This is a genomic window from Pseudomonas putida, assembly GCF_030159595.1.
Lineage (GTDB): Bacteria > Pseudomonadota > Gammaproteobacteria > Pseudomonadales > Pseudomonadaceae > Aquipseudomonas > Aquipseudomonas putida_AC.
Window position 1 is genome coordinate 37,653 of sequence record NZ_BSKJ01000007.1, and the last position, 21,422, is coordinate 59,074.

General features: G+C 62.2%; 23 protein-coding genes and 2 tRNA genes. 10 read left to right on the forward strand and 15 right to left on the reverse strand.

Translation table 11 applies throughout. From position 1 onward, the window contains the following. Positions 1 to 2: 2 nt before the first annotated feature. The 3 genes from ahpC to QQL85_RS16585 all read left to right on the forward strand — a co-directional run bounded on the left by ahpC (position 3) and on the right by QQL85_RS16585 (position 2,597). Entirely contained in the window at positions 3 to 566 is a 564-nt protein-coding gene (ahpC, locus tag QQL85_RS16575; RefSeq protein ID WP_003250537.1) for an alkyl hydroperoxide reductase subunit C, read from the forward strand. 124 nt (positions 567 to 690) lie between these two features. Then, positions 691 to 2,253: an alkyl hydroperoxide reductase subunit F gene (gene ahpF, locus QQL85_RS16580; protein ID WP_284354784.1), complete on the forward strand. Its 1,563-nt coding sequence runs from the start codon at positions 691 to 693 to the stop codon at positions 2,251 to 2,253. Positions 2,254 to 2,408: 155 nt separating this feature from the next. Continuing rightward, complete coding sequence (locus tag QQL85_RS16585; protein WP_284354783.1) at positions 2,409 to 2,597, forward strand: hypothetical protein; 189 nt, start codon at positions 2,409 to 2,411, stop codon at positions 2,595 to 2,597. Between the two features lie 4 nt (positions 2,598 to 2,601). Here the strand turns inward: QQL85_RS16585 and QQL85_RS16590 are convergent, their stop codons facing one another. From QQL85_RS16590 to nhaR, 3 genes are all read right to left on the reverse strand, one after another. After that, a complete protein-coding gene (locus QQL85_RS16590) occupies positions 2,602 to 3,249 on the reverse strand; it encodes a YceH family protein (RefSeq protein ID WP_284354782.1) in 648 nt (215 codons plus the stop codon). A gap of 88 nt (positions 3,250 to 3,337) precedes the next feature. After that, on the reverse strand, positions 3,338 to 4,549 hold the full coding sequence (gene sstT, locus QQL85_RS16595; RefSeq protein WP_284354781.1) for a serine/threonine transporter SstT: 1,212 nt from the start codon (positions 4,547 to 4,549) through the stop codon (positions 3,338 to 3,340). Between the two features lie 91 nt (positions 4,550 to 4,640). After that, the gene (gene nhaR / locus QQL85_RS16600; RefSeq protein ID WP_284354780.1) at positions 4,641 to 5,534 is read right to left on the reverse strand and encodes a transcriptional activator NhaR; all 894 of its coding nucleotides are present in this window, start codon (positions 5,532 to 5,534) and stop codon (positions 4,641 to 4,643) included. Positions 5,535 to 5,665: 131 nt separating this feature from the next. Between nhaR and QQL85_RS16605 the strand changes: the two genes are divergently transcribed. Both QQL85_RS16605 and QQL85_RS16610 read left to right on the forward strand, forming a co-directional pair. After that, entirely contained in the window at positions 5,666 to 5,905 is a 240-nt protein-coding gene (locus tag QQL85_RS16605; protein WP_284354779.1) for a hypothetical protein, read from the forward strand. Positions 5,906 to 5,933: 28 nt separating this feature from the next. Next, entirely contained in the window at positions 5,934 to 6,686 is a 753-nt protein-coding gene (locus tag QQL85_RS16610; RefSeq protein WP_284354778.1) for a TerC family protein, read from the forward strand. A gap of 47 nt (positions 6,687 to 6,733) precedes the next feature. On the opposite strand, the gene QQL85_RS16615 is transcribed toward QQL85_RS16610, so the two are convergent. Next, the gene (locus QQL85_RS16615; RefSeq protein ID WP_284354777.1) at positions 6,734 to 6,910 is read right to left on the reverse strand and encodes a hypothetical protein; all 177 of its coding nucleotides are present in this window, start codon (positions 6,908 to 6,910) and stop codon (positions 6,734 to 6,736) included. Positions 6,911 to 7,076: 166 nt separating this feature from the next. Between QQL85_RS16615 and QQL85_RS16620 the strand changes: the two genes are divergently transcribed. Continuing rightward, positions 7,077 to 7,811: a peptidase C39 family protein gene (locus tag QQL85_RS16620; RefSeq protein WP_284354776.1), complete on the forward strand. Its 735-nt coding sequence runs from the start codon at positions 7,077 to 7,079 to the stop codon at positions 7,809 to 7,811. A 120-nt stretch (positions 7,812 to 7,931) separates the two neighbouring features. Here QQL85_RS16620 and QQL85_RS16625 read toward each other — a convergent pair whose 3' ends face one another. Continuing rightward, positions 7,932 to 9,215: an NAD(P)/FAD-dependent oxidoreductase gene (locus tag QQL85_RS16625; RefSeq protein WP_284354775.1), complete on the reverse strand. Its 1,284-nt coding sequence runs from the start codon at positions 9,213 to 9,215 to the stop codon at positions 7,932 to 7,934. A gap of 202 nt (positions 9,216 to 9,417) precedes the next feature. On the opposite strand from QQL85_RS16625, the gene QQL85_RS16630 reads away from it, so the two are divergent. The 4 genes from QQL85_RS16630 (at position 9,418) to QQL85_RS16645 (ending at position 10,970) form a co-directional block, all read left to right on the forward strand. Further along, positions 9,418 to 9,494 (forward strand) — tRNA-Val (locus QQL85_RS16630). A 170-nt stretch (positions 9,495 to 9,664) separates the two neighbouring features. Further along, positions 9,665 to 9,741, forward strand: a tRNA-Val gene (locus QQL85_RS16635). 131 nt (positions 9,742 to 9,872) lie between these two features. Further along, positions 9,873 to 10,442, forward strand: coding sequence for an SPOR domain-containing protein (locus QQL85_RS16640; RefSeq protein ID WP_284354774.1), 570 nt, complete (start codon positions 9,873 to 9,875; stop codon positions 10,440 to 10,442). Between the two features lie 102 nt (positions 10,443 to 10,544). Further along, positions 10,545 to 10,970, forward strand: a complete 426-nt coding sequence (locus QQL85_RS16645; RefSeq protein ID WP_284354773.1) for a GTP pyrophosphokinase — start codon at positions 10,545 to 10,547, stop codon at positions 10,968 to 10,970. Between the two features lie 3 nt (positions 10,971 to 10,973). On the opposite strand, the gene QQL85_RS16650 is transcribed toward QQL85_RS16645, so the two are convergent. The 10 genes from QQL85_RS16650 to QQL85_RS16695 form a co-directional block, all read right to left on the reverse strand. After that, a complete protein-coding gene (locus QQL85_RS16650; protein WP_284354772.1) occupies positions 10,974 to 11,666 on the reverse strand; it encodes an endonuclease I family protein in 693 nt (230 codons plus the stop codon). Positions 11,667 to 11,672: 6 nt separating this feature from the next. After that, entirely contained in the window at positions 11,673 to 11,915 is a 243-nt protein-coding gene (locus tag QQL85_RS16655; RefSeq protein WP_016711353.1) for a DUF1654 domain-containing protein, read from the reverse strand. 210 nt (positions 11,916 to 12,125) lie between these two features. Further along, positions 12,126 to 13,316 carry an aromatic amino acid transaminase gene (locus tag QQL85_RS16660; RefSeq protein WP_284354771.1) on the reverse strand — a complete coding sequence of 397 codons (1,191 nt, stop codon included), beginning with the start codon at positions 13,314 to 13,316 and terminating at the stop codon, positions 12,126 to 12,128. Between the two features lie 18 nt (positions 13,317 to 13,334). Continuing rightward, complete coding sequence (locus QQL85_RS16665) at positions 13,335 to 14,981, reverse strand: thiamine pyrophosphate-dependent enzyme (RefSeq protein WP_284354770.1); 1,647 nt, start codon at positions 14,979 to 14,981, stop codon at positions 13,335 to 13,337. A gap of 11 nt (positions 14,982 to 14,992) precedes the next feature. Further along, positions 14,993 to 16,405 carry an amino acid permease gene (locus QQL85_RS16670; RefSeq protein ID WP_284354769.1) on the reverse strand — a complete coding sequence of 471 codons (1,413 nt, stop codon included), beginning with the start codon at positions 16,403 to 16,405 and terminating at the stop codon, positions 14,993 to 14,995. Between the two features lie 186 nt (positions 16,406 to 16,591). Continuing rightward, positions 16,592 to 17,542: a LysR family transcriptional regulator gene (locus QQL85_RS16675; RefSeq protein WP_284354768.1), complete on the reverse strand. Its 951-nt coding sequence runs from the start codon at positions 17,540 to 17,542 to the stop codon at positions 16,592 to 16,594. Positions 17,543 to 17,550: 8 nt separating this feature from the next. Further along, a complete protein-coding gene (locus QQL85_RS16680; RefSeq protein WP_284354767.1) occupies positions 17,551 to 18,270 on the reverse strand; it encodes a B3/B4 domain-containing protein in 720 nt (239 codons plus the stop codon). Positions 18,271 to 18,421: 151 nt separating this feature from the next. After that, positions 18,422 to 19,717, reverse strand: a complete 1,296-nt coding sequence (locus tag QQL85_RS16685; protein ID WP_284354766.1) for an NAD(P)/FAD-dependent oxidoreductase — start codon at positions 19,715 to 19,717, stop codon at positions 18,422 to 18,424. A gap of 54 nt (positions 19,718 to 19,771) precedes the next feature. Continuing rightward, complete coding sequence (locus tag QQL85_RS16690) at positions 19,772 to 20,194, reverse strand: RidA family protein (RefSeq protein WP_284354765.1); 423 nt, start codon at positions 20,192 to 20,194, stop codon at positions 19,772 to 19,774. A 31-nt stretch (positions 20,195 to 20,225) separates the two neighbouring features. Then, a complete protein-coding gene (locus QQL85_RS16695) occupies positions 20,226 to 21,365 on the reverse strand; it encodes a tyramine oxidase subunit B (RefSeq protein WP_284354764.1) in 1,140 nt (379 codons plus the stop codon). Positions 21,366 to 21,422: the final 57 nt, after the last annotated feature.

Here is a 21,422-nt window from a genome sequence, read left to right on the forward strand (position 1 = left end):
TCATGCCAATCATCAACAGCCAAGTCAAACCGTTCAACGCCACCGCCTACCACAAGGGCGAGTTCGTCCAGGTCAGCGAAGCCGACCTGAAAGGCAAGTGGTCTGTCGTGTTCTTCTACCCGGCCGACTTCACCTTCGTCTGCCCGACCGAGCTGGGTGACCTTGCCGACAACTACGCCGAGTTCCAGAAACTGGGCGTGGAAATCTACGGCGTGTCCACCGACACCCACTTCACCCACAAAGCCTGGCACGACACTTCGGACACCATCGGCAAGATCGAATACCCGCTGATCGGTGACCCGACCCATGTCATTTCGCGCAACTTCGACGTGCTGATCGAAGAAGCCGGCCTGGCCGATCGCGGTACCTTCGTGATCAACCCGGAAGGCCAGATCAAGATCGTCGAACTGAACGACGGTGGTGTAGGCCGCGATGCTGCCGAACTGCTGCGCAAGGTGAAGGCTGCCCAGTACGTTGCCGCTCACCCAGGCGAAGTGTGCCCGGCCAAGTGGAAAGAAGGCGAAGCCACCCTGGCGCCATCGCTGGACCTGGTCGGCAAGATCTAAGACTGTGAGCCAGTCGCGGGCGGTACTCAGCCGCCAAAGCTGAAGTTGTTACCGCCCCGTCAAACGCCCGGGCGACCTCGCCTGGGCGTTTTTGTATCCGAGTTTTGAAAAAGGAATCGCCCGTATGTTGGACGCCACGCTTAAATCGCAACTGAAAACCTACCTGGAGCGGGTCACCCAGCCGATCGAGATCGTTGCCTCCCTCGACGACGGCGCGAAGTCCCGCGAATTGCATGACCTGCTGGTGGAAATCGCCGGCCTGTCAAACTTGATTACCCTGCGCGCGGATGGTGATGACGCCCGTCGTCCATCGTTCTCGCTCAATCGCCCCAATGGCGAGATCAGCCTGCGCTTTGCCGGCATCCCCATGGGCCACGAATTCACCTCGCTGGTGCTGGCGCTGTTGCAAGTCGGCGGCCACCCGTCCAAGGCCAGTGCCGAAGTGATCGAGCAGATCCAGGCCCTGGAAGGCGAATTCACCTTCGAAACCTACTTCTCGCTGTCGTGCCAGAACTGCCCGGACGTGGTCCAGGCGCTTAACCTGATGGCGGTGCTCAACCCCAACGTGCGCCATGTGGCCATCGACGGCGCGTTGTTCCAGGCAGAAGTGGAAGCGCGCAAGATCATGGCGGTGCCAAGCGTCTACCTGAACGGCGAAGTGTTTGGCCAGGGTCGCATGGGCCTGGAAGAAATCCTCGGCAAGATCGACACCAATGCCGGCGCTCGTCAGGCGGAGAAGATCAACGCCAAGGATGCCTTTGATGTATTGGTGGTCGGCGGTGGCCCAGCTGGCGCCGCAGCGGCCATCTACGCCGCACGTAAAGGCATCCGCACCGGCGTTGCCGCCGAGCGTTTCGGCGGCCAGGTGCTCGATACCCTGGCCATCGAGAACTTCATCTCGGTGCAGGAAACCGAAGGGCCGAAGCTGGCCACGGCACTGGAAGAGCACGTCAAGCAGTACGATGTCGACATCATGAACCTGCAGCGCGGTGAAGCGCTGATTCCGGCCACCGATGGCGGCCTGCATGAAGTACGCCTGGCGGGTGGCGCCTCGCTCAGGGCCAAGACCGTGATCCTGGCCACCGGTGCCCGCTGGCGCGAAATGAACGTACCGGGTGAGCAGGAATACCGCGCGCGTGGCGTGGCCTACTGCCCGCACTGTGACGGCCCGCTGTTCAAGGGCAAGCGCGTGGCGGTGATCGGTGGTGGCAACTCGGGCGTGGAAGCGGCCATCGACCTGGCTGGTATTGTCGCCCAGGTGACGCTGATCGAGTTCGACAGCCAGCTGCGTGCCGATGCGGTGTTGCAGCGCAAGCTGCACAGCCTGCCGAACGTGAAAGTGATCACCAGCGCGCTGACCACCGAAGTGCTGGGCAATGGTGAGAAAGTGACCGGCCTGCGTTACAAGGACCGCACCACCGACGAGCAGCATGAGGTGGCGCTGGAAGGTATCTTCGTGCAGATCGGCCTGCTGCCGAACACCGACTGGCTGAAAGGCACCGTCGAGCTGTCACCGCGTGGCGAGATCATTGTCGATGCCAAGGGGCAGACCAACATCCCGGGTGTGTTTGCGGCGGGTGACGTAACGACCGTGCCGTACAAGCAGATCGTGATTGCGGTGGGCGAGGGGGCCAAGGCCTCGCTGGCCGCCTTCGACCACCTGATCCGGACCTCGGCGCCGGCGTAAGCCTGTACAGGCCCGATCGCCGGCAAGCCAGCTCCCACAGGGTAATCACAGATTCCGAAACTGTGGCACACCTGTGGGAGCTGGCTTGCCGGCGATAGGGCCTATGAGGTTCAAGGGTGTCTATGATTACTGAAGACCCCCTCAGGAATCCCACCATGACCCTGATCAGCCGCGAACCCTGGTGGTTAGTCCCTCCAAAGCCCGGGCAAAAAGAACAGGACCTGCACTGGGGTTACCTGGAAATCTACGCCGACGGCCACACCGTGTTCGTCAACCAGCGCCCCAGTGACCGGGAGCTGGCCGAGCGCAAGAGCTGCCGCAACTTCCCCGACCCCGAGCCGTGACGGCTCAGCCTTCCAGTTCGGCCAGGCGCGCCTCCAGCGCCGCGATGCGGGCCTCCAGGGCTTCGATGCGTTCTTCCGACACACTGGCACCACTGCTGCGCGCGCCACCTTCCTGCTGACGTGCAGCGAGGATCGCCTCGATCTCCGCCGGGTCGCCCAATGCATGGGTGTAGCGGTCTTCACGCTGGCCGGGCTGGCGTGGCAGGTGCAAGGCCAGATCCCGCGAAATCAGGCGCTCCAGCTGGTGCTGGATCTGCTCGGTGTCGTCGAAGTCGTGCAGGCGGTTGCTGCGGGTCAGCAGTTCGTTGAGGGTTTGCGGGCCGCGCAGGAACATCAGGCCCATCAGTATCAGCTGCGCCGGCACCAGCTCCAGCGCCTTGTCCACCCGTTGTTCCCAGCGATCGGCACGGCTGCCCATCTGCAGGCGGGTCATGTCCTGCCCTTCGAGGGCGCGCAGGGCCTGGCCGACCTGGCCTTGGGTAAGGTTCATCACCGGCTCGCGGCTGGTCTTCTGGTTGCAGGCCAGGACCAGGGCATTGAGTGTCAGCGGGTAGCTTTCCGGGCTCGTGGCCTGCTTTTCGATCAGCGAGCCGAGAATGCGGATCTCGACGCTGTTGAAGCGGCCTTCACCTGCGGTTTCGTGTTCTGGCATGGCCCTGTCTCATTGCTGGGGAAAGGCCACTAGGGTAGGTAATGCCGCCGTGTAAGGCAATTGGGGCCGCAAAGCGGCCCCGACGATCTCACGCGTTGCGTCGCGCTTCTGCCTGGCACGCCGCCGCTGTGAACAGCACATCGGTCGATGAGTTCAGCGCCGTTTCGGCCGAATCTTGCAACACGCCGATAATGAAGCCCACCGCCACCACTTGCATGGCAATTTCGCTAGGGATGCCAAACAGGCTGCATGCCAGCGGAATCAGCAGCAGCGAGCCCCCGGCCACGCCCGAGGCGCCACAGGCACATACCGCAGCCACCACGCTGAGCAGCACGGCAGTCGGCAAGTCCACCGGAATACCCAGGGTATGCACGGCCGCCAGGGTCAGCACGGTAATGGTGATCGCCGCACCGGCCATGTTGATGGTCGCGCCCAGCGGGATCGACACCGAGTAAGTGTCTTCATGCAGGCCAAGGCGCTCCGACAGGGCCAGGTTGACCGGGATGTTGGCCGCCGAGCTGCGGGTGAAGAACGCGGTAATGCCGCTTTCGCGCAGGCACAGCAGGGTCAGCGGGTAGGGGTTGCGGCGGATTTTCCAGAATACGATCAGCGGGTTCATCACCAGTGCCACGAACAGCATGCAGCCGATCAGTACGGCCAGCAGATGCAGGTAGCCCAATAGAGCCTCAAGGCCCGACTGGGCCAGGGTAGAACTGACCAGACCAAAGATGCCCAGCGGGGCGAAACGGATGACAACCCGGACGATCAGCGTTACGCCGTTGGACAGGTCGTCGACCACAGTACGGGTAGTTTCGCCGGCATGACGCAAGGCGATGCCCAGGCCGATGGCCCAGGTCAGCACGCCAATGAAGTTGGCGTTGAGCAGGGCGTTGACCGGGTTGTCGACCGCGCTCAGCAACAGGTTCTGCATCACCTCGGTGATCCCGCCAGGCGCACTTAGTGTGGCCTCTCCGGTGCTCAGCACCAGGTTGGACGGGAACAGCATGCTGGCGACCACGGCCACCACCGCTGCGGCGAAGGTGCCCAGCAGGTACAGCCAGAGGATCGGGCGGATATGGGTTTCCTGGCCATGGCGGTGGTTGGCGATCGAGGCCATGACGAGGATGAACACCAGTACGGGCGCCACCGCCTTCAGTGCGCTGACGAACACCTTGCCGAGGAAGGCCAGGTCGCGGGCAACGGCGGGCGCCAGAAGGGCCAAGGCAATACCGGCAAGCAGGCCAATGACGATCTGCGTCACCAGGCTGGTTCGGTTGAGTAGGCGAAGTACAGGGGGCATGTGCAGCACAATCTCATTATTGTGAAAGGGCGCGACTTTAGCACAGAGCTTGGCGCCGCTGCCCCGGCTGTGTCGTCACAGGGCGTCCACGTCACCAGTGAAACAACTCCCGCCGCGCGCCTTCGGTAATCGCCACGATCCCCGGGTGCTTGACCTTGCGCTCCACCGAAATGGCATAGAACGACTCATGCACGGCCTCGGTCTGCCCGATCAGTTCCACACCATACTGGCGGCACACTTCCTCGGTGATCACGCTGGGGGCGACGAAAATGCCGCTGCCCGACTGCCCGAACGCCTGCATCAAGGCGCTGTCATCGAACTCGCCCACGATCCGTGGCTGCACCTGCTGCTCGCCTAGCCAGCGCAGCAGGCGGCTGCGCACCACGGTCTCCTGACCAGGAACAAGCAGCGGCGCATCCCGCAGGCAAGCCGGGAAGGGGCCGTCCAGCCGTTGCGCCAGCGCCGGGGTGGCGAAGAAGCTCAGCCCGCACTCGCCCAGCTTCTGACTGTAGCCTTTGATGTCCAGATGGTTGGGCATGGGGCTGTCGGAAATCACCAGGTCCAGGCGCTGGATGGCCAGGTCTGCCAGCAATCGCTCCAGTTTGTCTTCGCGGCAGTTGATACGCAGCACTTCGTCCAGCTCCATGGTCGGTGCCAGCAACCGGTAGACAATGGATTTGGGCACTACGTCAGCCACCCCCACGCGAAACAGGATCTGTTCCTGAGGGCCGGCACGCAGCATGGCTTCCAGCTCGCCACCAATCTGGAACATTTGCTCGGCATACACCAGCGCCTGGCGGCCGGTCTCGGTCAGCTCCAGCTGCCGGCCAGCACGCTGGAACAGTTCCAGGCCGTAGGTTTGCTCGAACAGGCTGATCTGCCCGCTGATGGTTTGTGGTGTGAGGTTCAGCTGTTCGCTGGCGCGGGTAATGCTGCCCGTCTTGGCCACGGCCCAGAAATAATGCAGCTGGCGATAGTTGAGCACCGTTGGTCGCCCCGATTCGTAAAAACCGAAGTATACGCCATGAAAATACGAATTTTCCTGAACTATTGACGTCTCTAGAATGCACGGCATCAGGCGCTATGCGCCGCCGGGATATTTCAAGCGAGGACACCATGCTGCAACTCAAATCCATTGGCACCCCGTTGGTGCTGGCTATGGCCCTGTTCGCCCTGGCAGGCTGCGACCAGGCCGAGAAATCGGCCCAGCAGATGCTCGACCAGGCTGCGCAGTCGGCCAAGCAGGCGATCGACGACACCAACAAGGCCGCCCAGCAGGCGTTGAGCGAGGCCATTGGCACTGAAGGACACAAGCCTGAAGATGCCGACAAGAAGAAAGACACTCAGGAAATCTGACCCCAACCGCCGCTGCAGGATTTGAACAATGGAATACTTGCTGGAACTCGCCGCTAGCCCTACCGCCTGGGTTGCCCTGGCTACGTTGGTGGCCATGGAGGTTGTACTGGGCATCGACAACCTGATCTTCATCTCCATCCTCACCAACAAGCTGCCGGTGGAGTACCGTTCCAAGGCGCGACGCATTGGTATCAGCATGGCCTTGGTCATGCGTCTGGCCTTGCTCAGCACGGTGGCCTGGATCGTTCAGCTGACCGATCCGGTGTTCGAAGTGTTCGGCAACGCCTTCTCGTGGAAGGACGTGATCCTGATTGCGGGTGGCCTGTTCCTGCTGTGGAAGGCGACCAAGGAGATCCACGAAAGTGTTGACCCGCACGGTGCCAAGGAAGAAGCCAAGGTCGGTTCGACAATTACCTTGGGCTTTGCTGCGGCGATCTTCCAGATCCTGCTGCTGGACATCGTCTTCTCGGTCGACAGCATCATCACCGCTGTGGGCATGACCGAGCACTTGCCGATCATGATCATTGCCGTGATCACCGCTGTAATCGTCATGATGGTGGCCGCCGATCCGTTGGCTAACTTCATCAATGACAACCCGACCGTGGTGATGCTGGCCCTGGGCTTCCTGATCATGATCGGCATGACACTGATCGCCGAAGGCTTTGGCGCTCATGTGCCGAAGGGGTATGTGTATGCGGCCATGGCATTCTCGACCGCGATCGAGATCCTCAACATCCTGGCTCGCAGGGCGCGATTGAAGCGTGAGGCGGCTGAAGGTTGATAAAAAGATACGGGGCGCCATGCGCCCCGTTCGCGGTTTCTGAAACCTTAGTGCACCCCGGCATGCCGCCGAGCCCGGCGCACAGGCTGCGGCTTGGCTGGGGCCTGCGGTGGCAGGTGGTGGTGGGAATGACGCCGCACGATACGCAGCACACCCCACAGCATGGCGGCTGCGACGCTCAGCCACATGCCTATCAGCATGAGGATTGCCATGGTCAGGCTCATCTGTGCCTCCATCTCCAAGGGCAGCGCTCGGTCAGCCAGCGCTCGCCTTCCAGACACTGCTTTAGTCTAGCCTTTCGCCTGTGACGTTCCATCGAACAAAGGTCTATCTCTGGGTCCGATTCGCTCTAAGCCGCTGTCGGACTATACCCGCGCCGTTGTGGGACCTATGATCGTTGGCCAGAGCCGGGCGCTGCCTGCCTGGCGTTGGAGCAAGCGAGTGTCCATGCAGCAACATTCCTTCAAAACCGTCCCCCGTCGGCTGCTGGCTGCCTGCCTGATTGCCGCCAGCCTGGCCGGTTGTGCAAGTGCACCGCCCGCGAACCTCAAGGGCCTGCCGCAGCGTGTCGAGATCAGCAGCGTGCCGTTCTACCGCGGCAACGCCAACCACAGCGGCGCCATGGCCCTGGCGGCGGTGCTGTCGCAACAAGGCGCACCTATTACCCCTGGCTTGCTGGACAAACCATTGAACCTGCCCCAGGGCGTCGAAGCGCTGGACACCGGCATTCCTCGCGTGGCGCGGGACTATGGCATGGTGGTGTACCCGTTGGACAAACAACTGGATGCGTTGCTGGCCCAGGTGGCGGCAGGCAACCCGGTGTTGCTGCGTTACGAGGACGGTTCGGCCTGGTGGAGCGAGCCACGTTATGCCGTGCTGATCGGCTATGACCGCTACAAGCAACGGGTGCTGTTGCGCTCGGGCATGCACCGGCGGCAGGTGATGGCGTTCGATGACTTTGCCTCGGCGTGGGCGAAGCAGGGGAGTTGGGCGGTGCTGGTACAGCCACCGCGGCAGCTTCCGGCACAGGTGGATCGCCAACGCTGGTTGAAGGCGGCGGACGAGCTGGCGCGGGCGGGGCAGGAGATTGCGGCGAAGCAAGCTGTGAGTAGCCTGAACAAATAGCGTTGCCTGTGCCGGCCCTTTCGCGGGCAAGCCCGCTCCCACAGGGATCGCACTGAGCCTGAAACCAGTGCGGAACCTGTGGGAGCGGGCTTGCCCGCGAATAGGCCTGGCCTGCTTACATCAGAAGCCCAGGCGGTCGCGCAGGCTGTAGTACCAGGCACCGATGGCGCTGAACGGCACGCGCAGCATCTGGCCACCCGGGAACGGGTAGTGCGGCAGGCCGGCGAAGGCGTCGAAACGCTCAGCCTGGCCGCGCAGGGCCTCGGCCAGCACCTTGCCCGCCAGGTGGGTGTAGGTCACGCCGTGGCCCGAGCAACCCTGGGAGTAGTAGATGTTGTCGCCGATACGGCCAACCTGCGGCAGGCGCGACAGGGTCAGCAGGAAGTTGCCGGTCCAGGCGTAGTCGATCTTCACGTTCTTCAGCTGCGGGAAGGCCTTGAGCATCTTCGGACGGATGATCGCCTCGATGTTGGCCGGGTCACGCGCGCCGTACACCACGCCACCGCCGAAGATCAGGCGCTTGTCGCTGGTGAGGCGGTAGTAGTCGAGCAGGTAGTTGCAGTCTTCGACGCAGTAATCCTGCGGCAGCAGGGTGCGTGCCAGTTCTTCACCCAGTGGCTCGGTGGTGATCACCTGGGTGCCGCATGGCATGGACTTGGCGGCCAGTTCCGGCACCAGGTTGCCCAGGTAGGCGTTGCCGGCGACGATGACGAACTTGGCGCGCACCTTGCCCTGTGGGGTGTGCACGACCGGGTTGGCACCGCGCTCGATGCGTACGGCCGGGGTTTGCTCGTAGATGATGCCACCCAGCGACTCGACCGCAGCGGCTTCGCCCAGGGCCAGGTTGAGCGGGTGGATGTGGCCGCCGCTCATGTCGAGCATGCCGCCGATATAGCTGTCGCAAGCGACCACTTCACGGATGCGCTTCTGGTCCATCAGCTCCAGCTGGTTGTGGCCGAAGCGCTCCCACAGGCGCTTTTGCGACTCCAGGTGGCCCATCTGCTTGCTGGTGAGGGCGGCGAATACGCCACCGTCTTTAAGGTCGCACTGGATGTTGTACTTGGCCACGCGCTCACGAATGATGCGGCCGCCTTCGAAGGCCATGTGGCCCAGCAGCTGTGCCTCTTTGGGGCCCACGGTGCGTTCGATGACGTCGATGTCGCGGCTGTAGCTGTTGACGATCTGACCGCCGTTGCGGCCAGACGCGCCGAAGCCGACCTTGGCCGCTTCGACGATGCTCACCTTGAAGCCGTTCTCCAGCAGGAACAGGGCGCTGGACAGACCGGTGTAGCCGGCGCCGATGATGCACACATCGGTTTCCACCTCACCCTGCAGCGCCGGACGTGGCGGCACCGGGTTGGCCGAGGCGGCGTAGTAGGACTGGGGGTAGGGGGTGTTAGCCATGCTGCAGGAACCTCGTGTTTTATATTTTTAACGAATGTACCGATGCTATCAATAATAATAAACACCCGCTAGTCGTCTGATGAAAATCCTTTACGCGGTACCTGACAGCCCTTCTTCTATAAAGAGTTTAAGATTCAGTAGCTTAGCGCGAAAAAAAGTGTTGACAGGGTTTTAGGAATGCGTAGAATGCGCACCACACGACAGGCACATAGCTCAGTTGGTTAGAGCACCACCTTGACATGGTGGGGGTCGTTGGTTCGAGTCCAATTGTGCCTACCAAATCGAAGAAGGGGTGATCCGCAGGGGTCACCCCTTTTTTCATTGCCCATTTTTCAGGGCCGTGAAACCGTTACACGGACGCAGACTGCTTACATTCGAAAGTTTTTGATTTTTCTCAAAAAAAAGCTTTACAGGTACGCATTGGATCACTATTATGCGCACCACACGACAGGCACATAGCTCAGTTGGTTAGAGCACCACCTTGACATGGTGGGGGTCGTTGGTTCGAGTCCAATTGTGCCTACCAAATCCGAAAAGGGCGATCAGAAATGATCGCCCTTTTTGCATGTGCGCGCGAAGCAGCGTGTAACGTTTGGTCGCGGGTCGGGCATGGCCCGCCGTGATAGAATCCGCGCCTTCGAATCTGGAGGTACACGCGTGCGCAAACTGGCTGTGGTAATGGCAGTGCTCGCCCTGGCGGGCTGTGAGAACGAGGTCGAAGGTGTGCACAAGCAGGTGGCCGAACACCTGCACAACCCCAAGACTGCCAAGTTCGGCAACGTGCGGATCGACACCCAGGGCACCCTCTGCGGCCAGGTTCGCGGCAAGGATGATGCCGGGCAGTACGAAGCCTACCGCAGCTATGTGGCGATCAAGCGAGATGGCCAGTACGACATCATCGTCGATGACACCGGCAACAATCTGCGCATCCGCGAACTGTGCGGCGGCGCCGATCTGCAGCGCCGTGCCGAGGCACTGGCTGACCAGCCGGCGCCAGAAGGCTGGGATGTGGAGGTAGTCCAGGGCGCCAACATGGGCGCACTGAGCGACATGACCGCACGGCTTATCGAAAAGGGCATCCCGTCTTCGGTGGAGTACCGCAACGGTAAGCCGGTGGTGCTGATGGGGCCGTTCCCTACGCGTGAAGAAGCGCAAGCGCGCAGGGACGAAGTGATGGCCAAACTGGGCACCGATTCGGTGGTTATCCAGCACGGGGCTGCACGCTAAGCGCTCCTTCGGGCCCCGCCAGGCACGCTTAGCGTTGCGCTAGACAATGTTCACACAAGTTTGGCTATGCTTGGGGGAAGATGCCGAACGGGGAGGGGCCTCATGTCTACACTGGAGCGGGCCATTGCCGTGGCCGCCAGAGCGCATGAAGGGCAATACGACAAGGGTGGGGCTGCCTATATTCTCCACCCGCTGCGTGTGATGATGCGGGTATCCACACCCGAGCAACGGATTGTTGCGGTGCTTCACGATGTGATCGAGGACACCCCGCTGACCCTGTCCGACCTGGCGCGCGAGGGTTTTGCGCTTAAAATCCTTGCAGCCTTGCTGGCGCTCAGTCGCCGCGAGGGTGAAGCTTACCAGGACTTCGTGGTGCGTCTGGGCGATGACCCGCTGGCGCGTACCGTCAAACTGGCCGACCTGGCCGATAACAGCGACATTTCGCGCATCCCTTGCCCAAGCCCCGCCGACCTGGCGCGGTTGGCCCGTTACCGGGAGGCCAGCGCCTATTTGCAAGCGTTGGCCTGAGGCTCAGCCGCAGGCCTTGAGGTTGACCGGCCCGACGAACGCATTACCCCGGCCCATCACGCACGCCACCTGCTGGTTGCGTTGCCGCTCCCATGCCTGCGGCGGATAGGTCTTGTTCCAGGCCTCGAACAACTGGCGGTCCTGCCGGGACAAGCGCAGGTTGTACTGCTTGCTCATGTAGAAGTAGGTGCGAGCGATCATGCCGCGTATCGAGGGGCGCGGCATGACCTTTTTGGCCTTGAAGTCGACCTGGGTCAGGCAACTGCCGTACTGGCCGCGCTGTTCCGGCAGCCAGCCGAAACTGAAGTTGCTGCGGTCGCCGTTAACCTCACCGATGCTGGGTACAAGGTTGTGCAGGTCGGCCTCGGCGCGTTTGTACACGTCGTCATGCTGCGAGCACTGCTTGCGCCCGCCGTCCTGCCAGCACTGGCGCTGATGGCCGATCTGCCAGGCGGGCACAATGTGCTCCCACTCGATTCGCGACGCGCGCTGGGCATTCTTGCGCGGGGTATAGCCGCAGGACGCCAGGTCGACCTTGTTGCCCTTGTATTTGCAGCCGCAATAGAACTCGGTCGATTGTGGTGCGTACAGCTTCCAGGCGACCTTTTTGGCCTCCTGAAAGGTACGCGGGGCATCGGCTTGGGCAAGTGGAGCGGTCAGTAACAGGCAGGCTGCGGCAAAAAACGAAACTCTCATGCGGGGTCAGTCTTCCTTCGGCACGGTCCAGAAAACCTGCACGCCGCCATCGTCGCGGTGAGCGAGGGTGACGTTGTCGTTTTCTGCGATCTCCTCCAGCAAGGTTTCCCAGTCTTCCGGGCTTTCCTGTTCCAGGCGGAAGATCAGCGCCGCTCGGCTGCGCTGGGCGGTAGGGCTGTTGATGATCTTCTGGATGCGTACACCCAGCTGTTCATAGCTGCTCGGGGTGGCGGAGGCGGTGCTGGACACAGGCATTTCCTTGTTTTGCTGTATGCACATACAGTATTTCACTGTAAGTAAATTCGCAACAGCTTGTCGGGGGAAATCCATTCTTGGTCAGTCATGGCGTTTGCGAAATTGCCGTTGCCATCGCCACATGTGGCCGCTACTGCAAACGGCCCCACCCGCGCAGCGGGGCAGTTTGCATGCTATCTACCGATTGTTTCTGTGGATGCTCAGTTACCTGGTGCTGGCCAAGGCGCTGGCCACGGCGTCGAGGTTGCCCTCGTTGAGGCCGGCAATGCAGATGCGCCCACTGCGTATCAAGTACACCGCATGCTGCTCGCGGATGCGGTCAACGGCCTGCGCACTGAGGCCGGTGTAGCTGAACATGCCTTTCTGTTGCAGCAGGTAGCTCACGTCCAGCTCGGGGTTCAGCGCCTTGATCCTTTCATGCAGTGCTTGGCGCATGGCGATCATGCGAGTGCGCATGGTTTCCAGCTCTGCCCGCCAGGCACGGTGAAGGTCGTCGTCGCTGAGGATCGTCACCACCAGTTCGGCGCCGTGCCGTGGCGGGTTGGAGTAGTTGGTGCGTACTGTGCCTTTCAATTGCCCGGCAACACGCGTGGCGATGGCCGTGTGCTCACAGATCACCGATAACGACCCCACACGTTCGCCGTACAGCGAGAACACCTTGGAGAACGAGTTGGCGACCAGCCCGGTAATGCCCGCCTTGGCCAGTGCACGGATGGCATAGGCATCCGCTTCGACACCGTCGCCCATGCCCAGGTAAGCGGCATCCAGGAAGGGGATCAGGCAGCGCTGGCGGCACACCTCGAAAACGGTGTCCCACTGTTCAGGCGACAGGTCGATACCCGTGGGGTTATGGCAACAGGCGTGCAGGAGCACGATCGAGTGCGCGGGTAGCCGGTCGAAGCAGGCTAGCAGGCGTTCGAACGCCACGTTGCTGCCGGTTTCATCCAGGTATGGGTAGCGTTGTACGGTAAACCCGGCACCACTGAAAATTGCCAGGTGGTTGTCCCAGGTGGGGTCACTGACCCACACCTGGGATTGTGGGTAATAGCGCTTGAGGAAATCAGCCCCCACACGCAGGGCACCGGAGCCGCCGACCGACTGCAGGGTAACGATGCGTTCGCTGGCTTGCCGGTCGAGTTCACCAAACAAGTAGGCCTGCACGGCACTGCGAAATGCCGGATGGCCATCCATGGGCAGGTAAAGGTTGGCTGACGGGGCCTGGGCATCGAGTTGCGCCTTGGCGGCCTGCACAGTATCGAGCACGGGCACTTGCCCGGCTTCGTCGTAATAGAAGCCAATGCTGAGGTTGACCTTTTCGCCTCGTACATCGGCATGGAAATCATCCATCAACGACAGAATGGGGTCGCCCGGGTAGGCTTCGACCTGTTCGAACATCGGGGTTTACCTCGGTAATCAGTTGGAGAAGTCAGGGTGCAGGAACTGCCAGGGGCTGCTGTCGCTGCCGCGTGGCACGCTGACCTCGATCAGCACCGGCTTGTCGGCGGCGAAGGCGCGTTCCAGCACCGGCCGAAGGCGCGCCGGGCTATCCACCCGGTAAGCTTCGACGCCGAAGGACTCGGCGAACTTGATGAAGTCCGGGTTGATCAGCTCGGAGCCCAGCAGGCGCCCGCCGAAGCTTTCCTGCTGGTCGCGGTACACGTTGCCGAAGGCGTTGTTGTTGAACACGATGGTGACTAGGTTGAGCTGGTACTGCACAGCCGTGGCCAGCTCCTGGGCGGCGAACATGAAACCGCCGTCTCCGCAGATCGATACCACCGCCTTGTCCGGGTGGGCTGCCTTCACCCCCAGTGCTGTCGGGAAGCCGAAGCCCAAGGTGCCTTGGTGGCCCGACGTAACGAGGGTGCGTGGTTTGTACACCGGGAAGCCGAAGATCGAGGTGAAACCGACCTGGGAGATTTCCTCGACGAAGAAGCCATCGCGTGGCAATACATCGCGAATCACCCGCAGGTAGTCCAGTTGCGGTTGGACGCACTGGATAGCCTGCTCGGCGGCTGCCTTGGTTTCGGCCAATTCGCTATCGCGGCGTTTGGGCGCGCCTTGCTTGAGCACGGCCTCGGCCAGCGCCGCGGAGCCTTCGGCGGCATCGGCCACCAGGTTGACGTCCGCCGCCATGCGCCGCACTTCTGCCGGGTCGATGTCGATACGGATCAGCTTTAGCCCGGCCGGGCGATGGCGCCAGCGAATATCCAGCAGTTCGAAGCGTGAGCCGATGACTACGGCGACATCGGTCTTTGGCCACAGCCGCGCGCCAGCCGCCACGGTGAAACCCAGCGGATGGTCATCGGCCACTACGCCGCGCCCGCCACGGAAGCTGACCACTGGCGCGCCCAGCACCTCGGCTAGCTGGTTGACCTCGGCGCTCGCGTCCAGCGCACCGGAGCCTACGAAAATCATCGGGCTGGCGGCCTGGCTCAGCAGCTTTGCCGCCACGCTCACTGCATCGCTGTCCACCGGCGGTTTCGGCTGCAGGGCCAGCGGCTGCTGGATCTGCACCGCAGCAGGGCGGGTGAAGAAGTCCCACGACGCTTGCAGTGAGACCACTCCAGGCCGCCCCGATTGCATGTGCTGGAATGCTTCGGCAACGCGCCAGGATGCCTCGGCAGGCTGTTCGATATGCGCAGCCCATTTGCCGATGCCTTGCAGCACTTCCAGCTGCCGTGGCAGTTCATGCAACTGGCCGCGGCCGCGGTCCTTGAACGGGCTCATCACGTCGCCGGTCAGGGCCAGCACCGGGGCATTGCAGCCGTGCGCCGTGAGCATCGCCGCGCTGGCGTTGAGGATGCCAGGGCCGGGTACCACAGCGAACACGCCGGGGCGCCCGGAGGAACGGGCATAACCGAAGGCCATGTAGGCGCTGGTTTGCTCGTGGCGTGCGCCGAAGATACGCAAGCTGTCGCTGTTGCGGGCCAGGGCGTCGGTCAGGCCATAGATTTGCGCACCGGGCAGGGCGAACACGGTGTCGACGTTGTGGGCTTTCAGGCTGGCGACGATGGCATCGCCCCCGGTCAGCGTCTGCACGGGTGTTGGGTGGTTTTTCATCGGGGTACCTATCAGGCGTTACTGGAAACGGGGTGAATGGCGGCGGGGCTGTGTTTGACTTTTTGATATGTGATGGCCATGACCAACAGCCAGCAGGGGATGAGCAGGACGGAAATGCGCATGCCCGGAATGAAGGCGATGATCAGCAACAGCCCGGCAATGAAGGCGATGCACAGGTAGTTGGTCAGCGGGTACAGCGGCGAGTGATAGGCGGTCTGTTGCCCGGCCTCGCGTTTTGCCTTGCGGAATTTCAGGTGGATGACGCTGGTCAGCGCCCAGTTCATCATGGTGGTCGCCACTACCAGCGACATCAGGGTTTCCAGTGCGCCATCGGGGGACAGGTAGTTGAGCACCACCGCAGCCGCTGTCACCAGGCCGGTGAGCAGCAGGGCATTGATGGGGATGCGCCGATCACTCAGCTTGACCAGGGCGCGTGGTGCATGGCCTTGTCGTGCCATGGCGTGCAACTGGCGAGAGTTGCAGTACACCACTGCGTTGTAGACCGAAAGGGCGGCGGTAAGCACGACGAAGTTCAGCGCATGGGCGGCGTAATCCACCTTGAGCAAACTCAGTATCTTGACGAACGGGCTGGCGCTGTAGGGATCGCCCGCTGCGCTCAGCGATGCGACCAGGTTGTCCCACGGGGTAAGCGCCAGCAGCACTGCCAAGGCCAGGATGTAGAACAGGCCAATGCGATAGAGCACGGCATTGATCGCACGCGGGATGGTTTTGCCCGGCTCGCGCGCCTCCCCAGCGGTAAAACCGATGAATTCCAGGCCGCCGAAGGCGAACATGATCAGAGGCAGTGCCATGATCAACCCCTGCCAGCCATTGGGCATGAAGCCACCGTGGCTCCACAAGTTGCTGAGGGTTGCCTGGGGTGGCGTGTGGGGGCCGAAGATGAACCAGGCGCCCATGACGATCATCAGCAGTACAGCGCCTACCTTGATGATGGCGAACCAGAACTCCGACTCGCCGTAGATTTTCACGTTGAGGGTATTGATGCCACTGATCAGCAGCAGGAAAAAACCGGCTGTTGCCCACGCGGGAAGTTCTGGCCACCAAAACTGCATGTATTTGCCAAGTGCGGTAAGTTCGGCCATGCCGACCAGAAAGTAAGTGACGGTATAGTTCCAGCCGGTGAGGTAGCCCATGAAGCCACCGCCATATTTATTGCCGAAATGACTGAGGGAACCGGAAACCGGTTCATCGACCAGCATTTCGCCAAGTTGGCGCATGATAAGGAATGCAATAAGGCCAGCGATCATGTAACCCACCAACAGGCTTGGGCCGGCGGATTTGATAACCCCAGCACTGCCAAGGAACAGTCCGGTGCCAATGGCCCCGCCCAGGCCGATCATTTGTATATGCCGGTTTGAAAGATTTCGCTCGAAGGTGTGTTCGGTACTTTCTGTTCTGCTCATCGTTTTATTCTCGATTGTTTCAGGTGCGCGAATGCCTTCTCGCGAACTCGAATGATTTGGCAGAATAATAGGGGCTTGCGCGCGATATTATTGTTAGGCGAGGCGTCGCGTGTTTAACGTGTCACCGCGTTGATTAACAAGTTAACAGTTATCGGCTTAATGTGAATTCCGGTTTCTGAAAGTGAGTTATGCAGAGACTGGATAGTGGCTGTTGTCAGGTCGCAACGACTGCGACTGCTGGCAATGCGTGTGCACCAGGCGGCGGAACCACGCTTGTTCCGCAGAGCTGTGCGTGCGGCTGTGCCAGACCACCCAGTAACGGAACTGGTGTTCGATGAAGTCGAGTGGGCGGTAGCAGACGGCGTCTTGCGCTGACCATTTTCGGGCAATGTGTTCGGGCAGCATCAGCAGCATGTCACTGGTGCTCAGCACGGCCAAGGCAGCAGAGTAGAACGGTACGCAGAGTTTCAGGTTGCGTTGCAGGGCGTGCCTGCGCAGGTAGGCGTCGAGGAAGCCATCTTTGTCTCCGCCAGTGGTGATCTTCACATGGTTCCAGGCCAGGTAATCGTCGATGCCCAGTGCCGTTCGCGTGGCCAGTGGGTGGTTGGCGCGCATGCAGCAAACGGCCCGGTCTTCGCCAATGATTCTGCCGTGATACGCCGCCGGCGTGTCCTGCAGCATGCTGACGGCGATGTCCAGTTCACCTGTGGCCAGCCAGTCGAAGCGGTCGGGTTGCCACAGGCGAAAATCCACGTCGGCCTGTGGGGCGACTGTTGCCAGGTGCTCAAGCAATCCTGGCAGGATGTGCTGGGCAACGTAGTCGGAACCGGCCAGGCGAAAGCGCCGGTTGCAGGCCTGCGGGGTGAAGGTGGTGGGCCGGCTCATTTCCTGAAGCCTTTCCAGGAGGGTGCGCACCGGTTCTACGAGGGCTTCACCGCGCTCTGTCAGCACATACTCGCGTTGCTGGCGGATCATCAGCGGATCGGCGAAGGCGTCGCGCAATTGGGCCAGGTGGCGGCTGACGCCCGACTGGCTGGTACCCAGACGGATGGCGGCCTGGCTAAGGTTGCGCAGTTCCAGGAGGGTCAACAGTGCCGTCAGTTGCGAAATGCTCAGGTTGCTGAAGGCACTGTTCATTGGCGGGCTCAGCCGAGACTGACTGTGAAGGTGGGTTGTTCGCCATCGAGGATCGCTTGCCCGACGCACTGGCCGCCGCAGTAGGTGGTCACCAGCATGACGATATCGGCCATTGCTGCGCTGACGGTTTCCCTTGATACCGGGGGCAGGCCATCGATGTCGAAAAACACGCAATCGGTATCGGCGAGGGTACGGGTATCACCGGCCTGTCGCCAGGTCCAGCGGCGGGTCAGCACACGGTTGCCCGTTGCCAGCACGATCTCGCCCGAGGGGATGGCTTCAGGTGCTTCGCCAGGTGCAGTGAGAAAACGGTCATCCGCTTGAGCCTTGCGCAGGGCCAGGCTTTTCGACTGCGGGCCTGCCGGGTGCACCCCGGCGGGCAGCACATGGCGCAGGGAAACCAGATTCCCGATATCAACCAAGGGGTTGATGTCGGGCAGGTTATCGGGTTTGAGCACGCGGCGGCCCAGGGCCTCGATCGAGCTGCGGTGTTCCGAAGGCTTGGCGCCGAACTGGCGGTAGGCGTCACGCCAAGCGGCAATGTTGGGGTATTCGGCCGGGTTGCCGGTAATACGCTGGCGCAGCTGGTTTTCGGCCTGCCGGAGCAGGGCGGTGAGTTCGGCGTTTGCTTGGCTGTTATCCAGGTGCTTGAAAACGAGCACGCCCCGCAGGTAGTGCGGATGATCGGCAAAAACGTCCGGGCTGATGGTGTAGGTGAAAGAATTCACGCTTGCTCCTGTTCGGGACATGGTCCGCTTGTCAGAGGCCCCGAATATAGCACCGGCACCTTGGGCAATCGGCACCAAGGACTGGGATGCAACTATGCGCAAACTGGATAGTTGGGAACGGTTGCACTAAATGAACCCGTTCCCACAGGCGTCAGGCGAAGCGCTCGAAGCGGTAAGGGGTTGGGTCGATCAGCGGAGCGTCCTGGGACACCAGGTCCGCTGCCAGTTGGCCGGCAGCAGGTGAGGTGCCGAAGCCATGCCCGGAGAACCCGGTGGCCAGGGTCAGGCCCGGAATACTGGTCACCTGGCCGATCACCGGGTTGGAGTCGGGGGTGACGTCGATCGTGCCGGCCCAGGCGCTGGCGATTTGTGCCTGCTCGAACACTGGCCAAGCCGCCTTGAGGTTGCGCATGGCCTCGTCGTTGAGTGCCGGGTTGGCGTGCGGGTCTTGTACCCTTACACGCTCGAAGGGGGTCACATCGGTGGCCTTCCAGCGCCGGGCCAGGGCCAGGTCCTTGAAGAAGTACTTGCCAAAGCTGATGCGCAAAAAATCCCGCTGGGCACGCAGCTGGGGCAGGTAACGCTTGCCCAGCAGCAGGTGGTCCAGGGTGAGGAAGGCATCCAGCGCGCCGCGCTGGGTGATGATGTAGCCGCCGTCCTTGTGCTTGCGGAAGGAAAAGTCCGGTGCACCAACGGCGATGTCGGTGGGCCCATCCATGGGCTCGGTGCGCAGCACGGAGCAGGTCAGCGGCAAGGTTGGCAGGTTGATGCCCAGGTTGCCGAGGAACTTGCGCGACCACAGGCCGCCGGCCAGCAACACCTGGTCGCAGCGGATTTCGCCTTGCTCGGTGACCACCCCGCTGACACGACCCGCTGCGGTGACCAAGGTGCGCACTGCGCAGTTCTCCACTACCACCGCGCCCTTGGCAATGGCCGCTCGGGCGATGGCGCTGGCGGCCAGGGTCGGTTCGGCGCGGGCGTCCGAGGGGGTGAAGATGCCACCCGCCCAATCCGCCCGACCCCCCGGCACCATCCGGTCGATTTCACGCGCGCTCAACAGGCGCGAATCCAGGCCCAGCGCCTCGACGCTTTTCAGCCAGCCTTCATGCATGCCCATCTGCGTGTCGTTACGGCCGATGAACATGATGCCGGCCTGACGATAGCCGACGTCGCTATTAACCCGTGCGGGCATCTCGGCCCACAGCCGATCAGCGGCCAGCGCCAGGGGAATGTCGTGGGCGTGGCGGTTGGTCTTGCGCACCCAGCCCAGGTTGCGCGACGACTGCTCGCCAGCGATGCGCCCCTTTTCCAGCACCACCACCGGTATGTTGCGTTCGGCGAGGCTCAATGCGGCGGTGAGGCCGATAATGCCGCCACCGATGATCACCACGGTGGTGGCGTCGGGGTGGCGGGTGCTGGTTTGCACAGGGGCGATCGTGGGAGACATGGCTTTACTCTTTGTTGTTCGTGCAGGGGAAGTGCTTAGCGCCAGCCAGTGGCCTCACTGGCCAAGGCGGATCATGGTCACCTGCGCTTGCCCCGCACCGCGGTAGGCGGTGACCTCCAGCTCGACCTTGTACACGGTCGAACCCAGCGGCGGGCAGGTGACCGTGGTGGCCGGGTCGATGCCGCGGAACTTCTCGCCGATTACGTCCATTACGCGTGGCACATCGGCAGGGTCCTGGATGAACACGCGTGAGTTGATGACGTCGGCCAGGCTGGCATCGACCGCAGCCAGGGCGGTTTCGATGTTGGCGAACACCTGGTGGGTCTGTTCGATGACGTCCTCTGGGATGAGCTGGGTCTGCGGGTTGCGCCCGGCGGTGTTGGAGACGTGAATCCAGTTGTCCACCGCCACCAGGCGGGAGTAGCTGGCCATGTCTTCGAACTTGGAGCCGGTTTTCAGTTTGATGATCTGTGTCATGGGCTTTGCCTTGTTATCCGGTTGCGGGGAATCAGCTGAGAACGGGGGTTTCCCAGAGGTTGAGCTTCACGCCGATGCCTTGCTCAAGCGCCTTGCGGTACACCACGGTGCCCCAGGCCACGTCTTCGACGGGCATACCGCCCACCGACATCAGGATGATTTCGTCGTCATGCAGGCGGCCCGGCGCATCGCCGCTGATGATCTTGCCGATGTCTTCCACCTGCTCGGCGGCCAGCTTGCCTTCGGCAATCATGTCCATGAAGCGCACACCAACCAGCGGTACATGGTTGTGTGCGGGCTTGGGCAGCTCGGCGAACCAGGCTTCGTACAGGCCGGTGTTGTCCACCACCTTGCGCACGTCGTCCTGCTCCATGCCGGCGTCGATGCTGCACGGGGCCGGCATGGCCAGGAAGGCACCGGGTTTGACCCACTCGCGGCGTACCAGCGGGTACTGGCTGGGGTCACCGACTTCGCCCGAACTGCAGTAGCTGACCAGGTCGGAGCCGCGTACCACGTCTTCCAGGGTTTCAACCACCTGGAGGGTGGTGATCTGCGGAAACGTCGCCTTGACCCAGGCGACGAACGCATCGAGGTTCTTCTGGCCACGGCCCTTGATCTTGAGGGTGTCGATCAGCGGGCAGACGGCCATGAAAGCGGCGACCGTGGTCTTGCCCATCACGCCCGGGCCGGCCAGGCCGATGACCTTGGCGTCCTTGCGTGCCAGGTGGCGAGCGCCCACACCCGGGATGGCGCCGGTGCGGTAGGCCGACAGCAGGTTGGCCGACATGTGCGCCAGCGGAGCGCCGGTATCGGCATCGTTGAGGGTGAACATCAGGATCGAGCGCGGCAGGCCTTTTTCGCGGTTGGCGATGTTCGAGCCGTACCACTTGGCGCCTGCGGTCTGGAAGTTGCCGCCCAGGTACGCCGGCATCGCCATCATGCGCCGGTCGGCGGTGGGCTTGGGCATGGTGGGGAATGGCGAGTGCTCGGGGAACGTGATCATCGCGCCGTGGGAGTCGCTGTTCGGGCCGGCCATGCGGTAGTCGCCCTGATACAGCAGGCCGAACATTTCTTCCATGGTGTCGACGCAGGCCGGCATGTCGGTGACGCCGGCGCGGATCATGTCCTGCTCGGACAGGTAGATGAAGTCAATTCTGGTATCGAGGGTCATGGCGGGTCTCGCAGGGCTGGCTGCCGTCGGATTTGTTGTTGGTTTCGAGGCAGCCAG